Source organism: Nonomuraea rosea (assembly GCF_039539705.1).
Classification (GTDB): Bacteria; Actinomycetota; Actinomycetes; order Streptosporangiales; family Streptosporangiaceae; genus Nonomuraea; species Nonomuraea rosea.
In genome coordinates, this window is record NZ_BAABDQ010000011.1 from 40762 (window position 1) to 60266 (window position 19505).

22 protein-coding genes are annotated in these 19505 nt (G+C 71.2%); 5 read left to right on the plus strand and 17 right to left on the minus strand.

All coding sequences use genetic code 11. The features are described from left to right. Positions 1–7: 7 nt before the first annotated feature. From ABEA43_RS25235 to ABEA43_RS25245, 3 genes are all read right to left on the minus strand, one after another. A complete protein-coding gene (locus ABEA43_RS25235; protein ID WP_090938435.1) occupies positions 8–202 on the minus strand; it encodes a hypothetical protein in 195 nt (64 codons plus the stop codon). 190 nt (positions 203–392) lie between these two features. Continuing rightward, entirely contained in the window at positions 393–680 is a 288-nt protein-coding gene (locus ABEA43_RS25240; RefSeq protein ID WP_345565448.1) for an acylphosphatase, read from the minus strand. A 20-nt stretch (positions 681–700) separates the two neighbouring features. Beyond that, positions 701–1603 carry a LysR family transcriptional regulator gene (locus tag ABEA43_RS25245; RefSeq protein ID WP_345565450.1) on the minus strand — a complete coding sequence of 301 codons (903 nt, stop codon included), beginning with the start codon at positions 1601–1603 and terminating at the stop codon, positions 701–703. A 91-nt stretch (positions 1604–1694) separates the two neighbouring features. On the opposite strand from ABEA43_RS25245, the gene ABEA43_RS25250 reads away from it, so the two are divergent. Next, the gene (locus ABEA43_RS25250) at positions 1695–2876 is read left to right on the plus strand and encodes an MFS transporter (RefSeq protein ID WP_345565452.1); all 1182 of its coding nucleotides are present in this window, start codon (positions 1695–1697) and stop codon (positions 2874–2876) included. Here the strand turns inward: ABEA43_RS25250 and mutM are convergent. The 8 genes from mutM to ABEA43_RS25290 all read right to left on the minus strand — a co-directional run bounded on the left by mutM (position 2824) and on the right by ABEA43_RS25290 (position 10815). Continuing rightward, on the minus strand, positions 2824–3669 hold the full coding sequence (mutM, locus tag ABEA43_RS25255; protein WP_345565454.1) for a bifunctional DNA-formamidopyrimidine glycosylase/DNA-(apurinic or apyrimidinic site) lyase: 846 nt from the start codon (positions 3667–3669) through the stop codon (positions 2824–2826). The two genes, ABEA43_RS25250 and mutM, sit on opposite strands and share 53 nt — an antisense overlap. Positions 3670–3798: 129 nt before the next feature. Then, positions 3799–4518, minus strand: a complete 720-nt coding sequence (rnc, locus tag ABEA43_RS25260) for a ribonuclease III (protein ID WP_345565906.1) — start codon at positions 4516–4518, stop codon at positions 3799–3801. A 204-nt stretch (positions 4519–4722) separates the two neighbouring features. After that, positions 4723–4902, minus strand: a complete 180-nt coding sequence (gene rpmF / locus ABEA43_RS25265; RefSeq protein ID WP_033409409.1) for a 50S ribosomal protein L32 — start codon at positions 4900–4902, stop codon at positions 4723–4725. A 1-nt stretch (position 4903) separates the two neighbouring features. Next, complete coding sequence (locus ABEA43_RS25270; RefSeq protein ID WP_425570363.1) at positions 4904–5473, minus strand: YceD family protein; 570 nt, start codon at positions 5471–5473, stop codon at positions 4904–4906. A 54-nt stretch (positions 5474–5527) separates the two neighbouring features. Further along, complete coding sequence (gene coaD, locus ABEA43_RS25275) at positions 5528–6004, minus strand: pantetheine-phosphate adenylyltransferase (RefSeq protein WP_345565458.1); 477 nt, start codon at positions 6002–6004, stop codon at positions 5528–5530. A gap of 14 nt (positions 6005–6018) precedes the next feature. After that, positions 6019–6585, minus strand: a complete 567-nt coding sequence (rsmD, locus tag ABEA43_RS25280; RefSeq protein WP_345565460.1) for a 16S rRNA (guanine(966)-N(2))-methyltransferase RsmD — start codon at positions 6583–6585, stop codon at positions 6019–6021. A 317-nt stretch (positions 6586–6902) separates the two neighbouring features. Continuing rightward, a complete protein-coding gene (recG, locus tag ABEA43_RS25285; protein WP_345565462.1) occupies positions 6903–9080 on the minus strand; it encodes an ATP-dependent DNA helicase RecG in 2178 nt (725 codons plus the stop codon). 190 nt (positions 9081–9270) lie between these two features. Then, positions 9271–10815: a DAK2 domain-containing protein gene (locus ABEA43_RS25290; RefSeq protein WP_345565464.1), complete on the minus strand. Its 1545-nt coding sequence runs from the start codon at positions 10813–10815 to the stop codon at positions 9271–9273. Positions 10816–11016: 201 nt separating this feature from the next. Here ABEA43_RS25290 and rpmB point away from each other — a divergent pair, with 201 nt between their 5' ends. Continuing rightward, entirely contained in the window at positions 11017–11202 is a 186-nt protein-coding gene (rpmB, locus tag ABEA43_RS25295) for a 50S ribosomal protein L28 (protein ID WP_049556934.1), read from the plus strand. Positions 11203–11278: 76 nt separating this feature from the next. On the opposite strand, the gene thiD is transcribed toward rpmB, so the two are convergent. From thiD to ABEA43_RS25310, 3 genes are all read right to left on the minus strand, one after another. After that, positions 11279–12082, minus strand: a complete 804-nt coding sequence (gene thiD, locus ABEA43_RS25300) for a bifunctional hydroxymethylpyrimidine kinase/phosphomethylpyrimidine kinase (protein ID WP_345565466.1) — start codon at positions 12080–12082, stop codon at positions 11279–11281. A gap of 8 nt (positions 12083–12090) precedes the next feature. Then, complete coding sequence (locus ABEA43_RS25305; RefSeq protein WP_345565468.1) at positions 12091–13884, minus strand: hypothetical protein; 1794 nt, start codon at positions 13882–13884, stop codon at positions 12091–12093. Positions 13885–14153: 269 nt separating this feature from the next. Further along, complete coding sequence (locus tag ABEA43_RS25310; protein ID WP_345565908.1) at positions 14154–15101, minus strand: thiamine-phosphate kinase; 948 nt, start codon at positions 15099–15101, stop codon at positions 14154–14156. Positions 15102–15169: 68 nt separating this feature from the next. Between ABEA43_RS25310 and ABEA43_RS25315 the strand changes: the two genes are divergently transcribed. Together ABEA43_RS25315 and ABEA43_RS25320 are read left to right on the plus strand one after the other, a co-directional pair. After that, positions 15170–15403: an Lrp/AsnC family transcriptional regulator gene (locus tag ABEA43_RS25315; protein WP_345565469.1), complete on the plus strand. Its 234-nt coding sequence runs from the start codon at positions 15170–15172 to the stop codon at positions 15401–15403. 13 nt (positions 15404–15416) lie between these two features. Further along, positions 15417–15848, plus strand: coding sequence for a DUF3515 family protein (locus ABEA43_RS25320; RefSeq protein WP_345565470.1), 432 nt, complete (start codon positions 15417–15419; stop codon positions 15846–15848). Positions 15849–15858: 10 nt separating this feature from the next. On the opposite strand, the gene ABEA43_RS25325 is transcribed toward ABEA43_RS25320, so the two are convergent. The 3 genes from ABEA43_RS25325 to ABEA43_RS25335 all read right to left on the minus strand — a co-directional run bounded on the left by ABEA43_RS25325 (position 15859) and on the right by ABEA43_RS25335 (position 18743). Continuing rightward, positions 15859–16953: a D-alanine--D-alanine ligase family protein gene (locus ABEA43_RS25325; RefSeq protein WP_345565472.1), complete on the minus strand. Its 1095-nt coding sequence runs from the start codon at positions 16951–16953 to the stop codon at positions 15859–15861. 64 nt (positions 16954–17017) lie between these two features. Then, the gene (locus ABEA43_RS25330; protein ID WP_345565473.1) at positions 17018–18028 is read right to left on the minus strand and encodes an NAD(P)H-dependent glycerol-3-phosphate dehydrogenase; all 1011 of its coding nucleotides are present in this window, start codon (positions 18026–18028) and stop codon (positions 17018–17020) included. Between the two features lie 4 nt (positions 18029–18032). Next, the gene (locus ABEA43_RS25335) at positions 18033–18743 is read right to left on the minus strand and encodes a lysophospholipid acyltransferase family protein (protein ID WP_345565475.1); all 711 of its coding nucleotides are present in this window, start codon (positions 18741–18743) and stop codon (positions 18033–18035) included. Between the two features lie 74 nt (positions 18744–18817). Here ABEA43_RS25335 and cofC point away from each other — a divergent pair, with 74 nt between their 5' ends. After that, a complete protein-coding gene (cofC, locus tag ABEA43_RS25340; protein WP_345565477.1) occupies positions 18818–19453 on the plus strand; it encodes a 2-phospho-L-lactate guanylyltransferase in 636 nt (211 codons plus the stop codon). Positions 19454–19505: the final 52 nt, after the last annotated feature.

A 19505-nucleotide genomic window follows, 5' to 3' on the forward strand; every position in this document is an offset into this window, starting at 1 on the left:
ATCACTCTCAGGTGAGTGCCGGCTCGCGCTCTTGCATGCGACTTAGCGCTTCGTCGCGGGTTTGCGCCGCAAGAGCGTCATTGGTGGCCTGAAGTCGGATGAGTTCTGCCTCCAGATCCCGGATACGCTGCTGCAAACGGCGCATCTCCGAGACCATCCGAGGGTCAGGACCGCCGACGTGGCCGAGTAGAGCCTTCGCCATGGTAAAGGGTCCTCCACGCTGAGTGACCAGACTGGTTCGCGCACTTCTATTCCGCGGGAGGGGTGCGCGTGGTACCTAACAAGAGTCGCACCGGCAGTGTGGGCGGTCAAGTCGAACAAACCGCTGAGCCCTACTGATGGGCACTCCCGACATACAACTATACCCTATTTAGGCTGTTTGACGAAACGCGTCACCGCTCAGCAAACCCGGTCAAACTACCTCGGGGTTCGCTCCAGCGTTCCACTACTCCATCCACTCTGCCCGGCGTGTCGCAACCTCTGAGCAGCTCCAGCAGCTTGACGCACGCCGCACGCGGCCCTTCCGCGACGACCTCGACCCGGCCGTCCTCGGTGTTGCGGGCCCAGCCCGCGAGGCCGAGCTCCAGCGCCCTGGCTCTGGTCCACCAGCGGAACCCGACACCCTGGACCCTCCCCCGGACCCAGGCGGTCATGCGGGCGTTCTCCCCGTTCTCCGACATTTCCTCTCCCGTACAGGACGTCAAGCCACCAGGATCTCGCTCCCGAGCGCGAACCGCGTCGCCGCTTCGTCGAACGCCAGGATGGCGGCGGTCTCCTCCGCTTTCACCCAGGCCAGGCCGAAGATCGACGCGGGCAGCCCGGCGACGGGCACGAAACTGATGTCCGGGCGGCGGTGCTGGGCCGCCGTGGGCGTGCAGAACAGCATCCCGCCCCGGCCGAGCGCCACCTCGGTCAGGCCCTCCTGGGTGGTCGCCACCCTACCGGCCAGCGGAATCGGCAGGCCGGACGGGGTGACGGGCGGCGCGACCCGCTCGTGCCACGAGCGCGGGGCCGGGCCGTCCAGCCCGATCAGCGGGACGCCGGCCAGCTCCTCCACCCCGATGCCCGCACGCCCCGCGAACGGATGCCCGGCGGAGACGCCGAGCTGGTAGGAGACGTGGTTCAGGGCCTCGCCGGTCCGCAGGTCCCGCTCGTCCACCGGGAGCAGCGTGAACGTGATGTCCACCTGCCCGGCCCGCAGCTTCGTGAAGGGGTCGGAGAGCGGGATCTCCACCAGCTCGACCGCGCATCCCGGGTAGCGCTCCTCGAAGGCCCTGACGCTGCCGGTGACGACGTCCGTGGGCGTGGCCAGGAAGCCCACCCTGATGACGCCGGTCACCTCGCGGGCGGCCGCCTTGGCGCGGCTCACGGCGCCCGCCAGTCCGTCGTACGCGGGGCGCAGGTCGGCCAGGAACCGCTCGCCCAGCGGCGTGAGCCGGACCCGCCTGCTGGTCCTGTCGAAGAGCCGGCCGCCGATCCTGGTCTCCAGCGCGCGCATGAGCTGGCTCACGCGGCCGGGCGACAGGTAGAGGCGCTCGGCCGTCCGCGCGAAGTGCAGCTCCTCCGCGAGCACCACGAAGCACTCCAGCTCCCTGAACTCCATCCCTGCCTCCGCGTGATCGGTTAGCCCACCTAAACCAAGGCTTCGGACTTCGCCATTGTTCCCGCCGGTCGCGCGCCGGAGGCTGACTCGCATGACTATGACCGGCGTTTCTGCCAGTACGCGGGCCCGCTGGCCCGCCGTGCTCTCCGTCGCGGTGGGCACCTTCACGATCGTGACCAGCGAGATGCTGCCCGTGGGCCTGCTGACCTCGATCGCCTCGGCCCTGGGCGTGTCCGACGGCACCGCGGGACTGATGATGACCGCGCCGGGGCTCGTCGCCGCCGTCTCCGCGCCCGTGCTCGCGATCACCACCCGGCGGCTGGACCGGCGGACCACGTTGCTCGCGTTGATGGCGCTGCTGGCGGTGGCGAATCTCGCGGGCGCGTTCGCCCAGAGCTATCCGGTCATGCTGGCGGCCCGGCTGCTGACCGGGGTGAGCATCGGCGGTTTCTGGGCCTTCGCGGCCGGGATCGGGGTGCGGCTGGTGCCTGAGCGCGCCGTGGGGCGGGCCACGTCGATCATCCTGGCGGGGGTGTCGGTGGCGTCGGTGCTGGGGGTGCCTGCGGCGACGTTCGTCTCGTCGTTCGCGGGGTGGCGGACGGCGTTCGCCGCCATGGGAGTGCTGGCCCTGGCCCTGCTCGCGCTGCTGGCCGTCACATTGCCGCCGCTGCCGGGCGAGAGCGCCGCGCCCAGGCCTGAGCCCGCCTCCACGCGTGGGGAGCGCCCTGCGTGGCTCTCGGGCCCGCTCACGGTCATCCTGATTTTGACCGTCCTGATCGTGGCCGGCCATTTCGCCGCCTACACCTACGTACGGCCGTTCCTGGAGCAGGTCTCCGACGCCGGCCCCGGTCTCGTCGGCACCGCGCTCCTCCTGTACGGGGCCGCGGGCGTGGCGGGCAACTTCGCGGCGGGCGCGCTGGCGGCCAGGGACCCCAAGCCGGTCCTCGTCGTGCTGGCCGTGCTCATGGCGCTCGCCACCGCGGCGCTGCCCCTGATCGGCCTGCCCCTGGTCATGCTCGTGGTGTGGGGCCTCGGCTACGGAGGCGTCGGCGTGACCCTGCAGCTGTGGATCATGCGGGCGGGCGGCGGCGAGATGGGCACGGCCCTGTTCGTCGGCGCGTTCAACGTCTCCATCGCGCTCGGCGCGTTCGCCGGCGGCCGGGTCGTGGACGGCGTCTCGATCTCCGCGGTCATGTGGGCAGGCGCCGGCCTCGCCGTGCTCACCGCGCTCGTCGCTGGCATCTGGGGCAGGAGTAGGACGACCGGTTCATGAACGCCTCGCGCTTGATCGCCGTGCCGCAGCGGGAGCAGGGCAGGTCGCGGCGGCCGTAGGCCTCCAGCGAACGCTCGAAGTAGCCGCTCTCGCCGTTGACGTTCACGTACAGGCTGTCGAAGGACGTGCCGCCCTGCAGCAGCGCGGCGCCCATGACCGTGCGGACGGCGGCGACCAGCTCGGCGATCTTCGGGCGGGTGAGCGTCTCCGTGGGCCTGGCCCAGTGCAGCTTCGCGATCCACAGGGCCTCGTCGGCGTAGATGTTGCCGACGCCGCTGATCAGCGACTGGTCGAGCAGCGCCCGCTTGATCTCGGTGCGCTTGGCCCTGAGCCTGCGGGTGAACTCGGCCTCGTCGAACGCCGCCTCGAACGGGTCGGGCGCGATGTGGGAGATCGGCTCGGGCACGCCGTCCACCAGGGCGGTGAGCATGACGTGGCCGAACGTGCGCTGGTCCACGAAACGCAGGTCGGGGCCGCCGTCCTCGAAGCGGAGCCGTACGCGGAGATGCTTCTCCAGCGGCGCGTCCTGGTCCACGACGAGCAGCTGACCGCTCATCCCCAGGTGGGCCAGGAGCGCCTCCTCCGCGCCCGAGAGCGGCAGCCACAGGTATTTGCCGCGGCGCGCGGCGGACAGGACCGCGCGGCCCTTGAGCCGCGCGGTGAACTCGTCGGCGCCGGGCACGTGCCGCCTGATCGCGCGGGGGTGCAGGACCTCCGCGGCGGCGATCTCACGGCCGACGACCCACTGTTCGAGGCCGCGCCTGACGACCTCGACCTCCGGCAACTCAGGCACTGAAGACCTCGCACTCCGATCTCACGGGCGCCGCACGGCTCTCGAACGCGCAAGCACCCATCGTCCGTCAAAAGGGCAACAGAACTCTCGCCCTCCGGTAATCCCCGGGGACGGCGCGAAACGCGGCGCTCAGCCCGTGGGCTGGCTCTCCCGCTGCTCCCTGCGCGCCCTGATCCGGGTCCACGCCGCCTCGGCCGCCTGCTGCTCGGCCTCCTTCTTGCTGCGCCCGGTGCCGGAGCCGTAGGACTCGCCGCCGACGCGCACCATGGCCGTGAACGACTTCGCGTGGTCGGGGCCGCTCTCCTCGACGTGGTATTCGGGCACGCCGAGCGCCTCGGAGGCGGTGAGCTCCTGCAGCGAGGTCTTCCAGTCGAGGCCCGCGCCCAGCGAGGCCGAGCGGACGATCAGCGGGTCGAACAGCAGGTGGACGACCCTGAACGCCTCGTCCAGCCCCTTGTCGACGTAGACCGCGCCGATGAGGGCTTCGAGGGTGTCGGCCAGGATCGAGGACTTGTCGCGCCCGCCCGTGCCCTCCTCGCCCCTGCCGAGCCGCAGGAACCGGCCCAGGCCCAGGTTGCGGGCCACGTCGGCCAGCGCGCGCATGTTGACCACCGCGGCGCGCAGCTTCGCGAGCTGGCCTTCCGGCAGGTCGGGGTGGTTGCGGTAGAGGGTGTCGGTGACCACCAGGCCCAGCACCGAGTCGCCGAGGAACTCCAGGCGCTCGTTGGTGGGCAGGCCACCGTTCTCGTACGCGTAAGAGCGGTGCGTCAGCGCCCGCTCGAGGATGTCGAGCCCGAGGCCGACCTCGAGGACCCGCTCCAGCTCGTCTTTGGCGACCTCCACGGCCACCGGCTTAGGACCTGCGCCCACGTGCTTCCTCCTCGGACATCTTCACATGGCGCGCCGACTGCGGAAGATGCCCGAAAACGTGGTGGGCGTCGGGGTAACGCGTAGCCCCGGCGTCCACCACGGCCGCGGGCGAACCGCCGCCGTACGCAACTGAGACGGTAACGCCGACCGAGGCACAATGGCACCCGGTCGGCATTACGTCAATCAGGCAGACGGCTCGATGACCTGACGGCGGTTGTAGGTGCCGCAGGTGGGGCACGCGATGTGCGGCTGCTTCGGCGAACGGCACTGCGGGCAGCTCACCAGGGCGACAGCAGTCGTCTTCCACTGGGAGCGACGGGCGCGGGTGTTGCTCCGCGACATCTTTCGCTTCGGGACGGCCACGTCACTTCTCCTGATCGTTATCGTTCTCGGTAACCAGACCTTGCAACGACGCCCAGCGGGCGTCGATCTTCTCGTGCCGGTGATCCGCGCCGGCCTCGGCCAGCTTGATCCCGCACTCCGTGCAGAGCCCGTCGCAGTCCTCGCGGCACATAGGGCTCAACGGCAGTGCGAGCACCACCGCGTCACGGAACGTCGGCTCGAGGTCGAGCAGCTCACCGTCGAGCAGTGAGTCCTCCTCCGAGGCGTCCTCGTCGGAGTAGAAGAACAGCTCCTGCAGGTCGACCTCGATCTCCGAGGAGACCGGGTCGAGGCACCGCGCGCACTCCCCGGCGAGCGGGGCCTGCGCCGTGCCTGTCACGAGCACGCCTTCCATCACTGCTTCGAACCGGAGCTCCAGCTCGACTTCGGCATCCTTGGGGACACCGATCATGTCGACGCCGAGATCCACCGGTGCCGGGAGGGCTAGGGTCGTCTGCCGCATCGTCCCCGGCCGCTTCCCCAAGTCATGAGTGGAGAGCACCCAAGGGGAGCGGGGGTCGAGGTGCTGAGTCATCCTGCTCTCGCTAGGCATGGCGAAAACGATCGCCGTCGTACAAGGCCGAAATGAAAGGATAGCAGGTCGCGGTCAGCCCCTGAGCCGCTCGATGAGCAGCTTGTGCACCAGATCGGGCACGAGACCGGACACGTCCCCACCATACCGGGCGATCTCTTTCACCCTGCTGGAGGACAGGAAGGAGTACTCGGGGTTCGTCGGCATGAACAGCGTCTCGACCCCCGACAGCCGATAGTTGAGCTGAGCCATCTGCAGCTCGTAGTCGAAGTCGCTGACCACCCTGATGCCCTTGACGATGGCGGGGATGTCGTTGTTGCGGCAGAAGTCGACCAGCAGGCCGTGGAACTTCCGCACCTTGACGTTGGGGTATTCCTTGGTCACGGTCTGCAGCATCTCGATGCGTTCGTCCACCGTGAACAGGCTGCTTTTCTCGACGTTGATGAGGACTGCCACGGTCACCTCGTCATACAGCCTGGCGGACCGGCCGATGATGTCGAGATGTCCATTGGTGATGGGGTCGAACGACCCCGGGCAGACTACGCGGCGCAAGACGCCTCCCAGGTCTACGGGTTCCCGGCGGCGCGACCGTACCAAACGGACGCTTCGCCATATCTACGGACCCTCTCCTCAACGTACCCTTCTGGCCACATCAACGCCTTTCCCCTGCTTTCCCTCTCGAATGCCACCAACGCCTCATCGGCCAGCCAACCGTTATCTCGCAGTGACTCGAGATTCCTCACCACCTCGTCGTCGGACACCGCGTACGGCGGGTCGGCGAACACGATGCCGTACGGCTGATCAGGCGTTTTGGCGAGCACCCGCGCCACCTTGTCGGCCACCACGACGGCCCCGGCGAAGCCGAGCGAGCGGATGTTGTCCTTGATCGTCCGGACCGCCTTGGGATCGGACTCGACCAGCACGGCCCCGGCGGCGCCCCGCGACAGCGCCTCCAGGCCGACGGCCCCCGAACCGGCGTAGAGGTCGAGGACGCGGGCGTCGCGCAGTCCGTAGAGTGAATCGAGCGTCAAGAGGATCCCTTCTCGCGCCCTGTCGCTGGTCGGCCTCGTCCCGCGCCCCGGCGGCACGGCCAACCGCCGCCCACCTGCGCTCCCCGCGATGATCCGAGTCATGTGACCCATTGTTCCGCATGTCCGCGCAGGTCAAGAGTGGACAAGTGTCTGCCTCAAGAGCGCAAGGGTGATTGGAATCGGCACGGCGGCCCCGCATGATGAGTCTGCGGCCTTCGAGGTGACCCACATGAAGGCCGACCGGCGTGATCGTGAGCCCTTCCGCACGCCGGTTCCCTCGGCACCTGACCCGAGGGTGGGCCCAGCCGGGGACGGCATTCGGGGGGAGGCCGTCCCCGCGGCTGGGTTCTTTTCTTTCTAAGCCCGCGCTGCGGGCGCCACACCCCCTGGAACGCCCTCAAGCGGCCCTGTGGGGCATCTCAGGTCTTCTCCAGGTATTCCGCCCGTTCGTCGGCCAGCAGCCGGTGGATCTCCGCTCTGAGGCCCTCGTGGGACGTCAGCTCCGGATCGCCGGCCAGCAACGCCCCCGCCTCCTCCCGCGCGGTGGCGATCACGTCCTCGTCGCGCAGCAGCTGCAGCAGCTTCAGCGAGGACCGCTTGCCCGACTGGGCCGCGCCCAGGACGTCGCCCTCACGGCGTTGTTCGAGGTCGACCCTGGACAGCTCGAAGCCGTCCAGCGTGGCGGCCACCGCGTCCAGGCGCCCACGGGCCGGGGTGCCCTCGGGGAAGTCGGAGACCAGCAGGCACAGCCCGGGGAGCCCGCCACGGCCCACCCGCCCACGCAGCTGGTGGAGCTGGGAGACGCCGAACCGGTCGGCGTCCATGATGATCATCACGGACGAGTTGGGCACGTCCACGCCCACCTCGATGACCGTGGTGGCCACCAGCACGTCGAGCTCGCCCCTGGTGAACGACCGCATGATCGCGTCCTTCTCCTCGGGCGGCAGCTTGCCGTGCAGCGTGGCGACGCGCAGGTCGTGGAACGGGCCCTCGGACAGCAGCTCGGCCACGTCGAGGACCGCCAGCGGCGGCCTGCGCTCCTCCTCCGCGGTCACCGACCCCAGATCGCCCTCGTCGCCCTCCAGGTCACCGATGCGGGGGCACACGATGTACGCCTGCCGCCCCAGGCCCACCTCCTCCCTGACGCGCTGCCAGGTGCGTTCGAGGTAGTGGGGCTTCTCGGCCGCCGGCACGACGTGCGTCGTGATGGGCGCGCGCCCCGAGGGGAGCTGCGACAGCGTCGAGACCTCCAGGTCGCCGAAGACCGTCATGGCGACCGTGCGCGGGATCGGGGTGGCCGTCATGACCAGGACGTGCGGCCGGGCCTCGCCCGCCTTCTCCCGCAGGGCGTCGCGCTGCTCGACCCCGAAGCGGTGCTGCTCGTCCACCACGACCAGCCCGAGGTCGGCGAACTGCACGTGCTCCTGCAGCAGCGCGTGGGTGCCGACCACGATCCCCGCCGTGCCTGAGGCGGCGTCGAGCAGGGCCGAGCGGCGGGCGGCCGCGCCCATCGAGCCGGTCAGCAGCGTGACCGCCGTGCCACCGAACATGCCGCCCTGCGCCAGATCCCCCAGCATGGCGCTGATCGAGCGGTGGTGCTGCTGGGCGAGCACCTCCGTGGGCGCGAGCAGCACCGCCTGGCCGCCCGCGTCGACCACCTGGAGCATCGCCCGCAGCGCCACCACGGTCTTGCCCGCGCCCACCTCGCCCTGCAGCAGCCGGTGCATGGGGTGCTCCAGCGCGAGGTCGGCGGCGATCTCCTCGCCGACCTCCGACTGCCCCTCGGTCAGCGAGAACGGCAGCCGCCCGTCGAAGTCGGCCAGCATCCCGTCACCGCGCCTGGGCCTGGACTTCGCCGGCCAGGCGGTGGCGGCCTCGCGGCGCTGCAGCAGCACGGCCTGCAGCACGAACGCCTCGTCGAACTTCAGCCGCTTGCGCGCCCGCCCCACCTCCGCGAAGTCCTTCGGCCGGTGGATGGCCACCAGCGCGTCGGCCAGATCCTGCAGGCCGTGCCTGGCCCGCAGGTCGGCGGGCAGCGGATCGTCCAGCGGGCCGAGCGTGTCGAGCACGACGCCGACCGCGCGCCTGATCGCCCACGGCGTCAGGTCCTTGCCGGCCGGGTAGATCGGCACCGGCGCCGCCGCGAACTCCTCCGCGCTGGCCTCGCTCTCCTCGAACAGCTCGAACTCCGGATGCGCGAGCTGCCAGCGCGGGCTGGTGCGCGAGCCGAAGAGCCCCACCTTGCCGGCGAACATCCCGCGCCGCCCGGCCTTGAGCCGCGTCTCGGCCACGTGGGAGCCCTTGCCGAAGAACGACAGGTAGAGCTTGTTGCCGTTGCCGTCGACGACCTCGACCTCCAGCCAGGTGCCGCCCCGGTTGCGCATGGGCTTGCGCATCAGCCTGGTCACCTCGCCGACCACGGTCACGTGCTCGTCCACGGCCAGCGCGCCGAGCGAGGTCAGCTCGCCGCGCTCGGCGTAGCGGCGCGGATAGTGGCGCAGCAGGTCGCCGACCGTCTCCAGGCCGAGGACGCTGTGCAGCAACTTGGCGGTCTTGGGGTCGAGGGCCTTCGTCAGAGGCTCGTCGAAACGGCTCACGGCAATAAGTTCTACCGCCTGCGGCCGACAGGAACCCCGTCCGAGCCTCCCGGCCGCGTCGGCGTGCCGGTGACGCCGGTCAGTGGCGCGGCGGTCCGGGGACGCCGATCAGTGGCGCGGCGGGCTCGGATGCGCCGGGCCCGGTCACTCCACTGCACCGCGCCCGGTTACTCCACTGCGCCGGGCCCGGTCACTCCACGCCGATCAGCAGCGGGTAGCCGCCCTGCTCGCCGTCGTACACGACCAGGTCCACGTCCGGTCTCGTGCGCCTCAGGTGCTCCTCCACGTGGCCGGCCAGGCCCGGCGGCGCCTCGGCGCCCGTGACCAGCGTCACCAGCTCGCCGCCGCCCGCCACCATCCGGTCCACGACCATGGCGGCCACGCTGCCGAGCGAGCCGCCGATCACCGCGACGTCCCCGTCGATCAGCCCCAGCACGTCGCCGGGACGGCACACCCCCGCGCTCGTGAACGCCTCCTTGTCGGCCACCACCAGATGCCCGTGCCGCGTGTGGCCCGCCGCGTCCGTCATCGCCACCACGTCGTCGTCGAAGCGGCGCAGCGGATCGTGCACGGCCAGCGCGGCCAGCCCCTGCACGGTCGCCTTCGTGGGCAGCACGCTGACCACGACCCCGTCCTCGCGGGCGATCTCCGCCGCCGCGGCGGCCACCGCCCGGACGCCCTCGTCGTTCGGCAGGACCGCGACCTCGCTGCCCGCCTCCCTGATCGCGGCGAGCATGGCGGGGATCGTGGGCCTGGTGCCGGGGGCGCGCCCCACCACGACCGCGCCGCACTCCTCGAACAGCGCCGCGATCCCGTCCCCCGCCGCGACCGCCACGATCCCCCTGCCCTCGCTGCCGCGGTGGGTCCGTTCGGCCAGGTACGTGATCCTGATCCGGTGCGGGCGGCCCGCCCGCAGCCCGGCCTCCACGGCGGGACCCGCCTCCGCCACGTGGACGTGCACGTTCCACAGGCCCTCGCCGCCGACCACGACGAGCGAATCGCCCATGGCGTCGAGCTCCGCGCGCAGCACGGCCACCGCGCCGTCGTCGGCGTCCAGCAGGTACATGACCTCGTATCCGGCCCCGACCTCGGTCATCGGCGAGACCCGCGAGGTCGGCGCGGGCACCTCGTAGTGATCGAGGTAGGCGCCGGTGATCACGGAGGCCAGGGTCTCCAGCACGATCGCCGCCCCCGCGCCGCCCGCGTCCACGACGCCGCTGCGGGCCAGCACCTCCAGCTGGTCCGGCGTACGGCGCAGCGCGGCGCGGGCCTCACCCGCGGCCTGCCGCGCCACCTCGTTCAGGTCGTCGTCCACGTCCTGCACGGCCCTGGCGGCCGACTCCAGCACGCTGAGCACCGTGCCCTCCACCGGCCTGGCCACGGCCTCCCTGGCCAGCACGGCCGCCCTGAGCAGCCCGGCACGCAGGTCGGAGCCGTCCTTCAGCACCTCGGCCAGACCGCGCAGCGCCTGGCTGACGATCACCCCCGAGTTGCCGCGCGCCCCGATCAGGGCGCCGTACGAGAGCGTCTGCCAGACCACGGCCGCGTCCACGTCGTCGGGCAGCGACTCGACGGCCTCGGCCGCGGACAGCATGGTCAGGTGCAGGTTCGTGCCGGTGTCGCCGTCGGCCACGGGGAACACGTTGAGCGCGTCGATCTCCGTCCTGGCCTGGCCGAGCGCGTCGGCGGCCAGGCGGGCCCAGCGGCGTACCGCGGGCGGGTCGAGGATCCTCATCTACGCGCTCCGACCTCCCTGAGTGCGCTACGGTTGTCGGTGGAGGATATCGCCGCGCGGGGCTCCGTCCAGCGCTCCCGGTTCGCGCCCATAGGGGTGGATCGGATATTCTCGTCTGGCTGGCCGGTTGTACCGGCATGCCCACTGCCCGGAAAGCATCAGCGGACAGGGCTACATCGACTGTTTTGAAGGAGCGATACCGTGGCTTCCGTCTGCGATGTCTGCCGCAAGGGGCCGACCTTCGGCAACAACGTGTCCCACTCTCACCGCCGTACCCGCCGTCGTTGGAACCCCAACATCCAGACGGTTCGCGCGGTCATCGGCGGCACGCCGAAGAAGCTGAACGTCTGCACCTCGTGCATCAAGGCGGGCAAGGTCACCCGCTAGTTTCGACTTCCACGAACGCCCGTCGCCCCAGCAGGAGCGGCGGGCGTTCGTCATGCCCGGTGGCCGTCACCAGGCGTCAGCGCCAGCGCCAGGCGTGGTCCACGGGGCCGATGCCGGCGCCCAGGGGGAAGCCGTGGGCGATGGCGCCCGTCACGTACTCCTTCGCCTTGCCCACCGCCTCGGGGACGTCGTCGCCCAGCGCCAGCCGGGAGGCGATCGCCGAGGCGAGCGTGCACCCGGTGCCGTGGGTGTGCCGGTTGTCGAGGCGCTCGGCGGCGAAGCGATATTCGCTCGTGCCGTCCGTGAGCAGGTCGATCGGGGCGCCGGGCAGATGGCCGCCCTTGATCAGCGCCCAGGCCGGCCCCAGCTCCAGCACGGCCTCCGCCGCCCCGCGCAGCCCGTTCTCGTCCTCGACCTTGACGGAGGTGAGCTGCTCGACCTCCCACAGGTTCGGGGTCACGACGGTGGCCACGGGCAGCAGCCGCGTCCGCATCGTCTCGACGGCCTCGGGCGCGAGCAGCGCGTCCCCGTGCTTCGAGACCCCGACGGGGTCCACGACCACGGGCGCGGCGCAGGAGGCGAGCACGTCGGCCACGGTCTCCACCAGCACCGGCGAGGCGAGCATGCCGGTCTTCACCGCCCGCGCGCCGATGTCGCCGAGCACCGAGTCGAGCTGGGCGCGCACGGCCTCCGGCGGCAGCTCCCAGTAGCCCTGGACGCCGAGGGAGTTCTGTGCCGTCACCGCGGCGATGACGCTCATGCCGTGGACGCCCATGGCCATCATGGTCTTCAGGTCAGCCTGGATGCCCGCGCCGCCGCCGGAGTCGGAGCCGGCGACGGTCAGCACACATGGAGGGGTCGAAACCGTCATATCCCCCATCCAACCACTCAGGTGACGGAGCACTCCCCAGTGACCATGCCGCAGTTCTCCGCCTTGGAGCCCTTGCCGGTGGCGGTGAAGGTGACGTCGACCGACGTCCCGGCCGCCAGGTCCGCCGACAGGTCCAGGATCAGCAGGTCGCCGTCCTGCGTCCATTCGGCGCCGGTCACGTTCATGACCTGGCCGTCCACGGGCAGCGAGACCGTGGGGTCCGCCACGGTCTCCGTGGAGGTGTTGGAGAGCTGCAGGGTGGCCGCGTAGCTGGTCAGGCGCTGCTTGATGGTCTGCTGAACGCTCACCGACTGGCCGCCGGCGTTGCCCGAGCCCATCGTCCCCGTGCTCGTGGGGTTCGCGGTGCTGGGCATGGTCGGAACGACGCCCGTGTCGTCGTCGTCCAGCGTCGACGTCTCCTGGGTCGGCGTCTCCGACACGCTCTCCTCGACGGGCGGCGGGGTGGTCGGCTCCTTGGTGGGCTTCGCCGACTGCTTCACCTTCGTCTTGGTGGGCGTGGGGGTGGGCGTCGCACTGCGGCGCGGTGTGCGGGCCGCGTACGTGGTGGTCGGCGTCGGGGTCGATGCGGACTCGGTGTCGTCCGACGGCTCCTCTTCCGGCTCCTCCTCCGGCACGTCCGCCGCGGGATCGGCGGCATCGGCGCTCGGCGGGCCGCTCGCCTGTACGGCGGCGCAGCTCGTACCCGTGCACTTGGCCGGGCCTTCCGGGGAGCTCATGAGCTTGACGCCCGCCACGGTGCCGCCGAGCACGACGGCGACGGCCGCGACGGACAGCAGCGCGACCCGGCCCTTGCCGGCGCTCGCGGGAGCGGCGGCGAGCAGCTCGTCGTTCCGCGGCGACTTGCGGCGGCCGCGGCGGCTCTTGGGCTCGTCCGGCTCGTCGTCGATGCCCGAGTCGGAGGACCAGCCGGAGTCGAGGAAACCGGTCTCGGCGCTCGCCCAGGCGGGGGTGTTGTGGATCGCCGTCGGCTCGCCGGCCACCTTGATGTCACCCGGCTCGGGCGGGCCGACGTACATGGGGTTGGGGCCCGAAGGGACGTCGAATCTGGCGGTACGGTCGGCGGGCCCGTCGAAGGGACCGCTGGGCGGCCCATCAAAAGGCCCACCAGCAGGCGCGTCGAAGGGCCCTGGGCGCTCGGGACGCCCGTCGAAGCCCCCCGGGTGGCCGGGCGGGCCCTCGAAGGGCCCTGGACCACCAGGCTGCCCGCCGAACGCTCCCGGATGGCCCGGCTGCCCGTCGAAGGCCCCTGGGCCGCCGGGCGGCCCGTCGAACGGCCCCTGGCCACCAGGAGGACCGCCGAAAGGACCCGGACCTCCGGGCTGGCTGTCGAAAGGACCCGGACCCGCGGGCGGACCGTTGAACGGCCCCGGGCCGCCGGGCTGGACGGCGAACGGACCTGAGTTGTCCTCCTGGCCCTCGAAGAAGGGTGAGCGCTCGGGCGGTCCCGCGAAAGGCACAGGGCCGCCGGAGCCGCCCTGCTGTCCGGGGCCCGCTGGGTCGAAGGGGCCTCGCGGGCCGCCGGGGTTCGGCTGGCCGGGAGGCTGGTCCCACTCGGACGGGCGGGCGAACGCGCCCGTCGTCTCGAACGGCCCGGCCGGCTCCCCCATACGGTCCTGCGGGAAGGCGCCGTGGCCGGTGTCACCGGGCGGCATGGACCCGCCGGTGGAGTCATTGGGCAGCGCGAACGCGCCGGTGGTCTCGAACGGCTCCCCCTGCGGACCGCCCTGTGGACCGCCCTGTGGATCGCGCTGCGGATCGCGCTGTGGCGGCCCGTCCCCTCGCCGTGGCATGGGAGCCCACTGGCCCGTCACCTCAGGCTGGTCCGGCAGCGAAGGCCAGCCTGGCGGCTCGGCCTGCTCGTCAGGACCCCAAAAAGCGCTGCTGTCCCCCCGTTCATCCTCATCGTCGGATCCACCTGTGCCGTGGCGGCCCATGGCTGCCCTTTCTCGCGGTTACAGTGGCCGCCAATCTTCATAACACCTTCGCTACACCCTTGTCACAGTAATCCCGGTAGTCACGCCACAAATCCGGAAAATATAACTTAAATCGGGACAACTCATCACCGAAAGTGATCCCATCCTGGTTGGCCAATCTCGCGCCCATACACCAGAACTCCGTCACCTTCGACCACCCGGCCCACGACCCGCCACGACGACGGCAGGGGCGCCTCCGCGGGGAACACCGCCGCGAGCGCGTGGTCCTCACCCCCCGTGAGCACCCACTCCAGCGGATCGGCCGCCAGCTCCTTGGCCGCCGCCGCCACGGGCTCCCCCACGGCGAACGCCTGCGGGTCCACCTCGACGCGTACGCCGCTGGCCGCCGCGATGTGGCCGAGGTCCTGCAGCAGGCCGTCGCTGACGTCCAGCATGGCGCTCGCGCCCAGCTCAGCGGCCTGGGGGCCCATCGCGTACGGAGGACAGGGCCTGCGGTGCCCCGCCACGGCCTCCTGGAGCGCGGCGGAGTCCAGCGGCACGCCCGCCTCCAGCAGCGCCCATCCTGCGGCGGCGTACCCCAGCCGGCCCGCCACCGCCACCAGCTGCCCCGGCCTGGCCCCCGAACGCGTCACGGGCGCCCGCCCGCCCAGGTCCCCCAGCGCGGTCACGCCGATGACGACCAGGTCACACCGCGTGACGTCGCCGCCCGCCACGCTCGCCCCGATCGTCGCGCACTCGTCGCGGAGCCCGTCGGTCAGCGCGTCGAGCCACTCCAGAGGCAGGTCCGCAGGGATGCCGAGCCCGACCACGATGGACGTCGGCGCGGCACCCATGGCCGCCACGTCCGCCAGGTTCTGGGCCGCGGCCTTGCGGCCCACGTCATAACCGCCGGACCAATCGCGGCGGAAATGCCTGTTCTCCAGCAGCAGATCCGTCGAGACCACGACCCGGCCGTCGGGTGCGGCGACCACCGCGGCGTCGTCCCCCGGACCGAGCATTACCGCCGCACTTTGGGGCAGACGTCTGGTAATACGATTTACCACACCAAATTCGCCGAGATCTCCGACTGTGATGACGCACCTCCTGACGCACACAGGGTACGGTGGCCCTTCGGCGTGATCCAATCGCCCGGGAGGACGTAATGGTGCAGGCCTACATCCTTATTCAGACCGAGGTCGGCAAGGCCGCCGCCGTCGCTCGCGAGATCGCCGGGATTCCCGGGGTCACTCAGGCGGAAGACGTGACGGGGCCCTACGACGTGATCGTGCGCGCGGAGGCCAACAACGTCGATGAGCTGGGCAAGCTCGTCGTCGCGCAGATTCAGGCCGTGGATGGGATCACGCGTACGCTTACGTGTCCGATCGTCCACATTTAAAGGTAGTCGTCGCATGCGTGCCGCCGCCGTCCTGCTCGTTCTCCTAGCACTCGCCGGTTGCGGCGGCACCCTACAGGTCGATCCGCCCAAGCCGCAGGGCGACGCGGTGACCGCCTGCGACAAGCTGGCCACCTTGCTCCCCGGCGCGCTGGACGGCGAGCAGCGTGGCACGTCCACCCCGCAGTCCCCGTACGTCGCCGTCTGGGGCGCGGGCACCATAGCGCTGCGCTGCGGCGTGCCGCGGCCGGTCAGGATGGCGCCCACCGACCAGCTCCAGGAGATCGGCGGCGTGGGCTGGTTCGCCGATCCGGACAAGCCCGCGTTGTTCACCGCTGTGACGGACACCGCTTATGTGGAGGTCACGGTCGGCGGCGAGCACGTGGCCGCCGAGGTGCTCGCCGACCTGTCCAAGCCGGTCGGCCAGATGGCCCCGCAGCCCCGCTGACGCCCAGGACTCAACGCAGGCCCACCGGCCGGGCCAGGGCGAGCTGGATGAGGTGGTCGACCAGCGCCGGGTAGGGCAGCCCCGACGCGGCCCAGAGCTGCGGCGCCACGGACAGCGCGGTGAACCCGGGCATGGTGTTGATCTCGTTGAGTATGAGCTCGCCGCCGGGCGTGTAGAAGAAGTCGACCCGCGAGAGCCCCTCGCAGTCGAGCGCCTCGAACGCGCGCACCGCCAGCGCCCTGAGCTCCTCGGCCGTCTCCTGGGGAATGTCGGCGGGCACGGTCAGCGACATCTGGTCGGGGTAGTACTTCGCCTCGAAGTCGAAGAACTCCTGGCCGCCCTCGACCTTCACCTCGCCGGGCATCGACGCGGCGGCGGGCTCGTCGCCCGGCGACTCCAGCACGGCGCACTCGATCTCGCGCCCCACGATCGCCGCCTCGATGAGCACCTTGGGGTCGTGCTGCCTGGCGAACTCCACCGCCGACTCCAGCTCCGCCCGGTCGGAGGCCTTGGAGATGCCCTGGGAGGAGCCGGCCCTGGCGGGCTTGACGAACACCGGGTAGCCGAGCTCCTCGGCCTCCTTGAGCACGCATTCGCGGTTGAGGCGCCAGTCGCGGTCGCGTACGACGACGTAGCGCCCGGTCGGCAGCCCGGCCGCGGCCAGGACGGTCTTCATGTGGGCCTTGTCCATGCCCACCGCGCTGGCCAGCACGCCGGAGCCGACGTAACGCACGCCGGCCATCTCCAGCAGGCCCTGGATGGTGCCGTCCTCCGCGTACGGGCCGTGCATCACGGGGAACACCACGTCCACCGAGCCGAGCTCCACGGGGATACTGCCGGGGTCGTAGGCCACCAGCGGGCCGCCGCCCGAGGGCAGCGCCAGCGCCGCACCCGTGGTCTCGACGACGGGGAGCTCGCCGGCCTCGATGGCGTAACGCTGGCCGGAGGCCGCGAGCACCCATCTGCCGTCCTGGGCGATCCCGATGGGGACCACCTCGTACTTGCTCCTGTCGATGGCGTCCAGCACGCTGCCCGCGCCCATGAGGGACACGGCATGCTCAGAATTTCGGCCTCCGAAAACGACGGCGACGCGTGGCTTGCTCATGGTGTCCGAATCTACCGGGGTGTCCCGGTCACAGCGAGCCAAGCACGCCGTAGTCAGGTCTTTCTCACACCCCGTAACGCTCCGGCTTGGGCGAACGGGACATGAGCAGCATGCCCGCCTCCGCCGGTGACATGCCGTCGTGTACGACGCCGACGACGACCTCGGTGATCGGCATCTCCACGTCGTGCTTCCTGGCCAGCTCCAGGACGGACTCGCAGGACTTCACGCCCTCGGCGGTCTGCTTGGTGGCGGCGACGACCTCTTCCAGGGTCATGCCCCTGCCCAGGTTTTCCCCGAACGTACGGTTGCGCGACAGCGGCGACGTGCACGTGGCCACCAGGTCGCCCATCCCGGCCAGCCCCGCGAACGTGTGCGGGTCGGCCCCGAGCGCGGCGCCCAGCCGGGAGATTTCGGCCAGCCCTCTGGTGATGAGCATGGCGCTGACGTTGTCGCCCATGCCCATGCCGGCCGAGACGCCCACGGCCAGCGCGATGACGTTCTTCACCGCGCCGCCCAGCTCGACGCCGACCACGTCGGTGTTGGTGTACGGGCGGAACCACGGAGGCAGGTGGCAGGCCGCCTGGAGGCGTTCGGCGACCGATTCGTCCGTACAGGCCACGACCGTGGCGGCGGGCTGGCGGTGGGCGATCTCCTTGGCCAGGTTGGGGCCCGACACGACCGCGACGCGCTCCTCGGGGACCTCCGCGACCTCGCGGATCACCTCGCTCATCCGTTTGGTCGTGCCCAGCTCGATGCCCTTCATCAGGCTGACCAGGACGGCGCCGGGCGGGATGTGCTCGCGCCAGGCGCTCAGATTGGGCCGCAGCTGCTGCGACGGCACCGCGAGCACCACGAAGTCCGCCCCGTCGAGCGCTCGCGCGGGGTCTGTCGTGGCGCGCAGCGCCTCGGGCAGCGTCACGCCGGGCAGGTAGTCGGCGTTCACGTGGTCACGGTCGATCGCCTCGGCCAGCTCCGGCCTGCGCCCCCACAACGTGACCTGATTGCCTGCCTCGGCCAGGATCATGGCGAACGTGGTGCCCCACGAGCCCGTGCCGAAAACGGCGACCTTCGTCATGCCGTCACCTCCCGGCTGGATCGTATGGGGTCTCGGGCGCCTTCTCACCACGGAGCTCGGCGAGCTGTGCGGTGATGGCCGCCATGATGTCGGCCGTCGCGTCGCGCAGCACGTCGCCCTGCGGGTCTTTGCCCGCGTACTTCGACAGGTCCACCGGCGGCCCCACCGTCACGTGGAACGTCTTGCGCGGGAACAGCCTGGGCTTCTTCTCACCGTACGGGAGCAGCTCCTGCGCACCCCAGTGGGCCACCGGGATCACCGGGGCGCCGCTCTCCAGCGCCAGCCGGGCCGCGCCGGTCTTGCCGGCCATCGGCCACAGACCCGGGTCACGCGTGCAGGTGCCCTCCGGGTAGAACAGGATCGCGGCGCCGTCCTCCAGCCGCTGGGCCGACGCGCTCAGCGACCTGGCCGCCTCGCTGCTGCCGCGGTCGACGGGGATGGCCAGCAGGGAGGTCACGGCATGACCGAGGAAGGGGACCCTGAACAGCGCGGACTTGGCCAGGATCACCGGCCAGCGGCCGTTGTTGTAGAGGAAGTGCGAGAGCAGGACCGGGTCGGACCAGGAGAGGTGGTTGGCCGCGATGATCACGCCCCCGGTGCGCGGGATGCGCTCGCCCTGGCGCCAGTCCCGCTTGATGAGGAGCCGGGACAGCGGTTTGACGATCACTACTGCCAGGGTCTCCCAGAAGCGCGATGGTCGCGTGGGGCGGCTCATGATCTCCTCCTCCGGTATGCGCCCCAAGTCTCCCGGTTGCCCGCCTGGGATGTCGAGGCGCGATGCTTAAGCGTATGAGCATCCGCTGGTCACTGGTCATTCCGGTGAAAACGCTGGTCGCGGCGAAGACCCGGCTGGCCGCCGCGACGGGTCCGCACCGTACGAAGTTCGCCGTCGCGGTCGCCAGTGACACCGTGTCCTCGGCCCTCTCCTGCCCTGTGGTGGCCCGGGTGATCGTGGTGACGGCAGATCCCGCCGCGGCGGGGCCGCTGGGCGCGCTGGGCGCCGACGTCGTGCACGACCCGGACCGCGGGCTGAACACGGCGTTGCGCGCGGGCGCCGCCCATGCCGTACGCCTCGCGCCCGGGGACGCGGTGGGGGCGCTGCAGGCCGACCTGCCCGCGCTGCGCCCGGCGGAGCTGGCGGTGGCGCTGGAGGCGGCGGCCGAGTTCGACCAGTCGTTCCTGCCGGACGCGCTCGACGTCGGGACGACCTTCTACGGGGTGCGCCCGGGGACGCCGTTCACGCCCAGGTTCGGCGGCGAGTCGCGGGCCAAGCATCTGGCGGGCGGGGCCAAGGAGCTGTGCGTGCCGGGCGTGGACTCGGTGCGGCGGGACGTGGACACGCCCGACGACCTGCGCGCGGCCATCGCGCTGGGGCTGGGCCGGCACACCGCCGCGGTGGTCGCGGAGCTGTGGCCGGGGTCGTGAGCGTGCCGGACCGGGGGCCGTGGGCGCGGTGGCGGGGTCGTGAGCGTGCTGG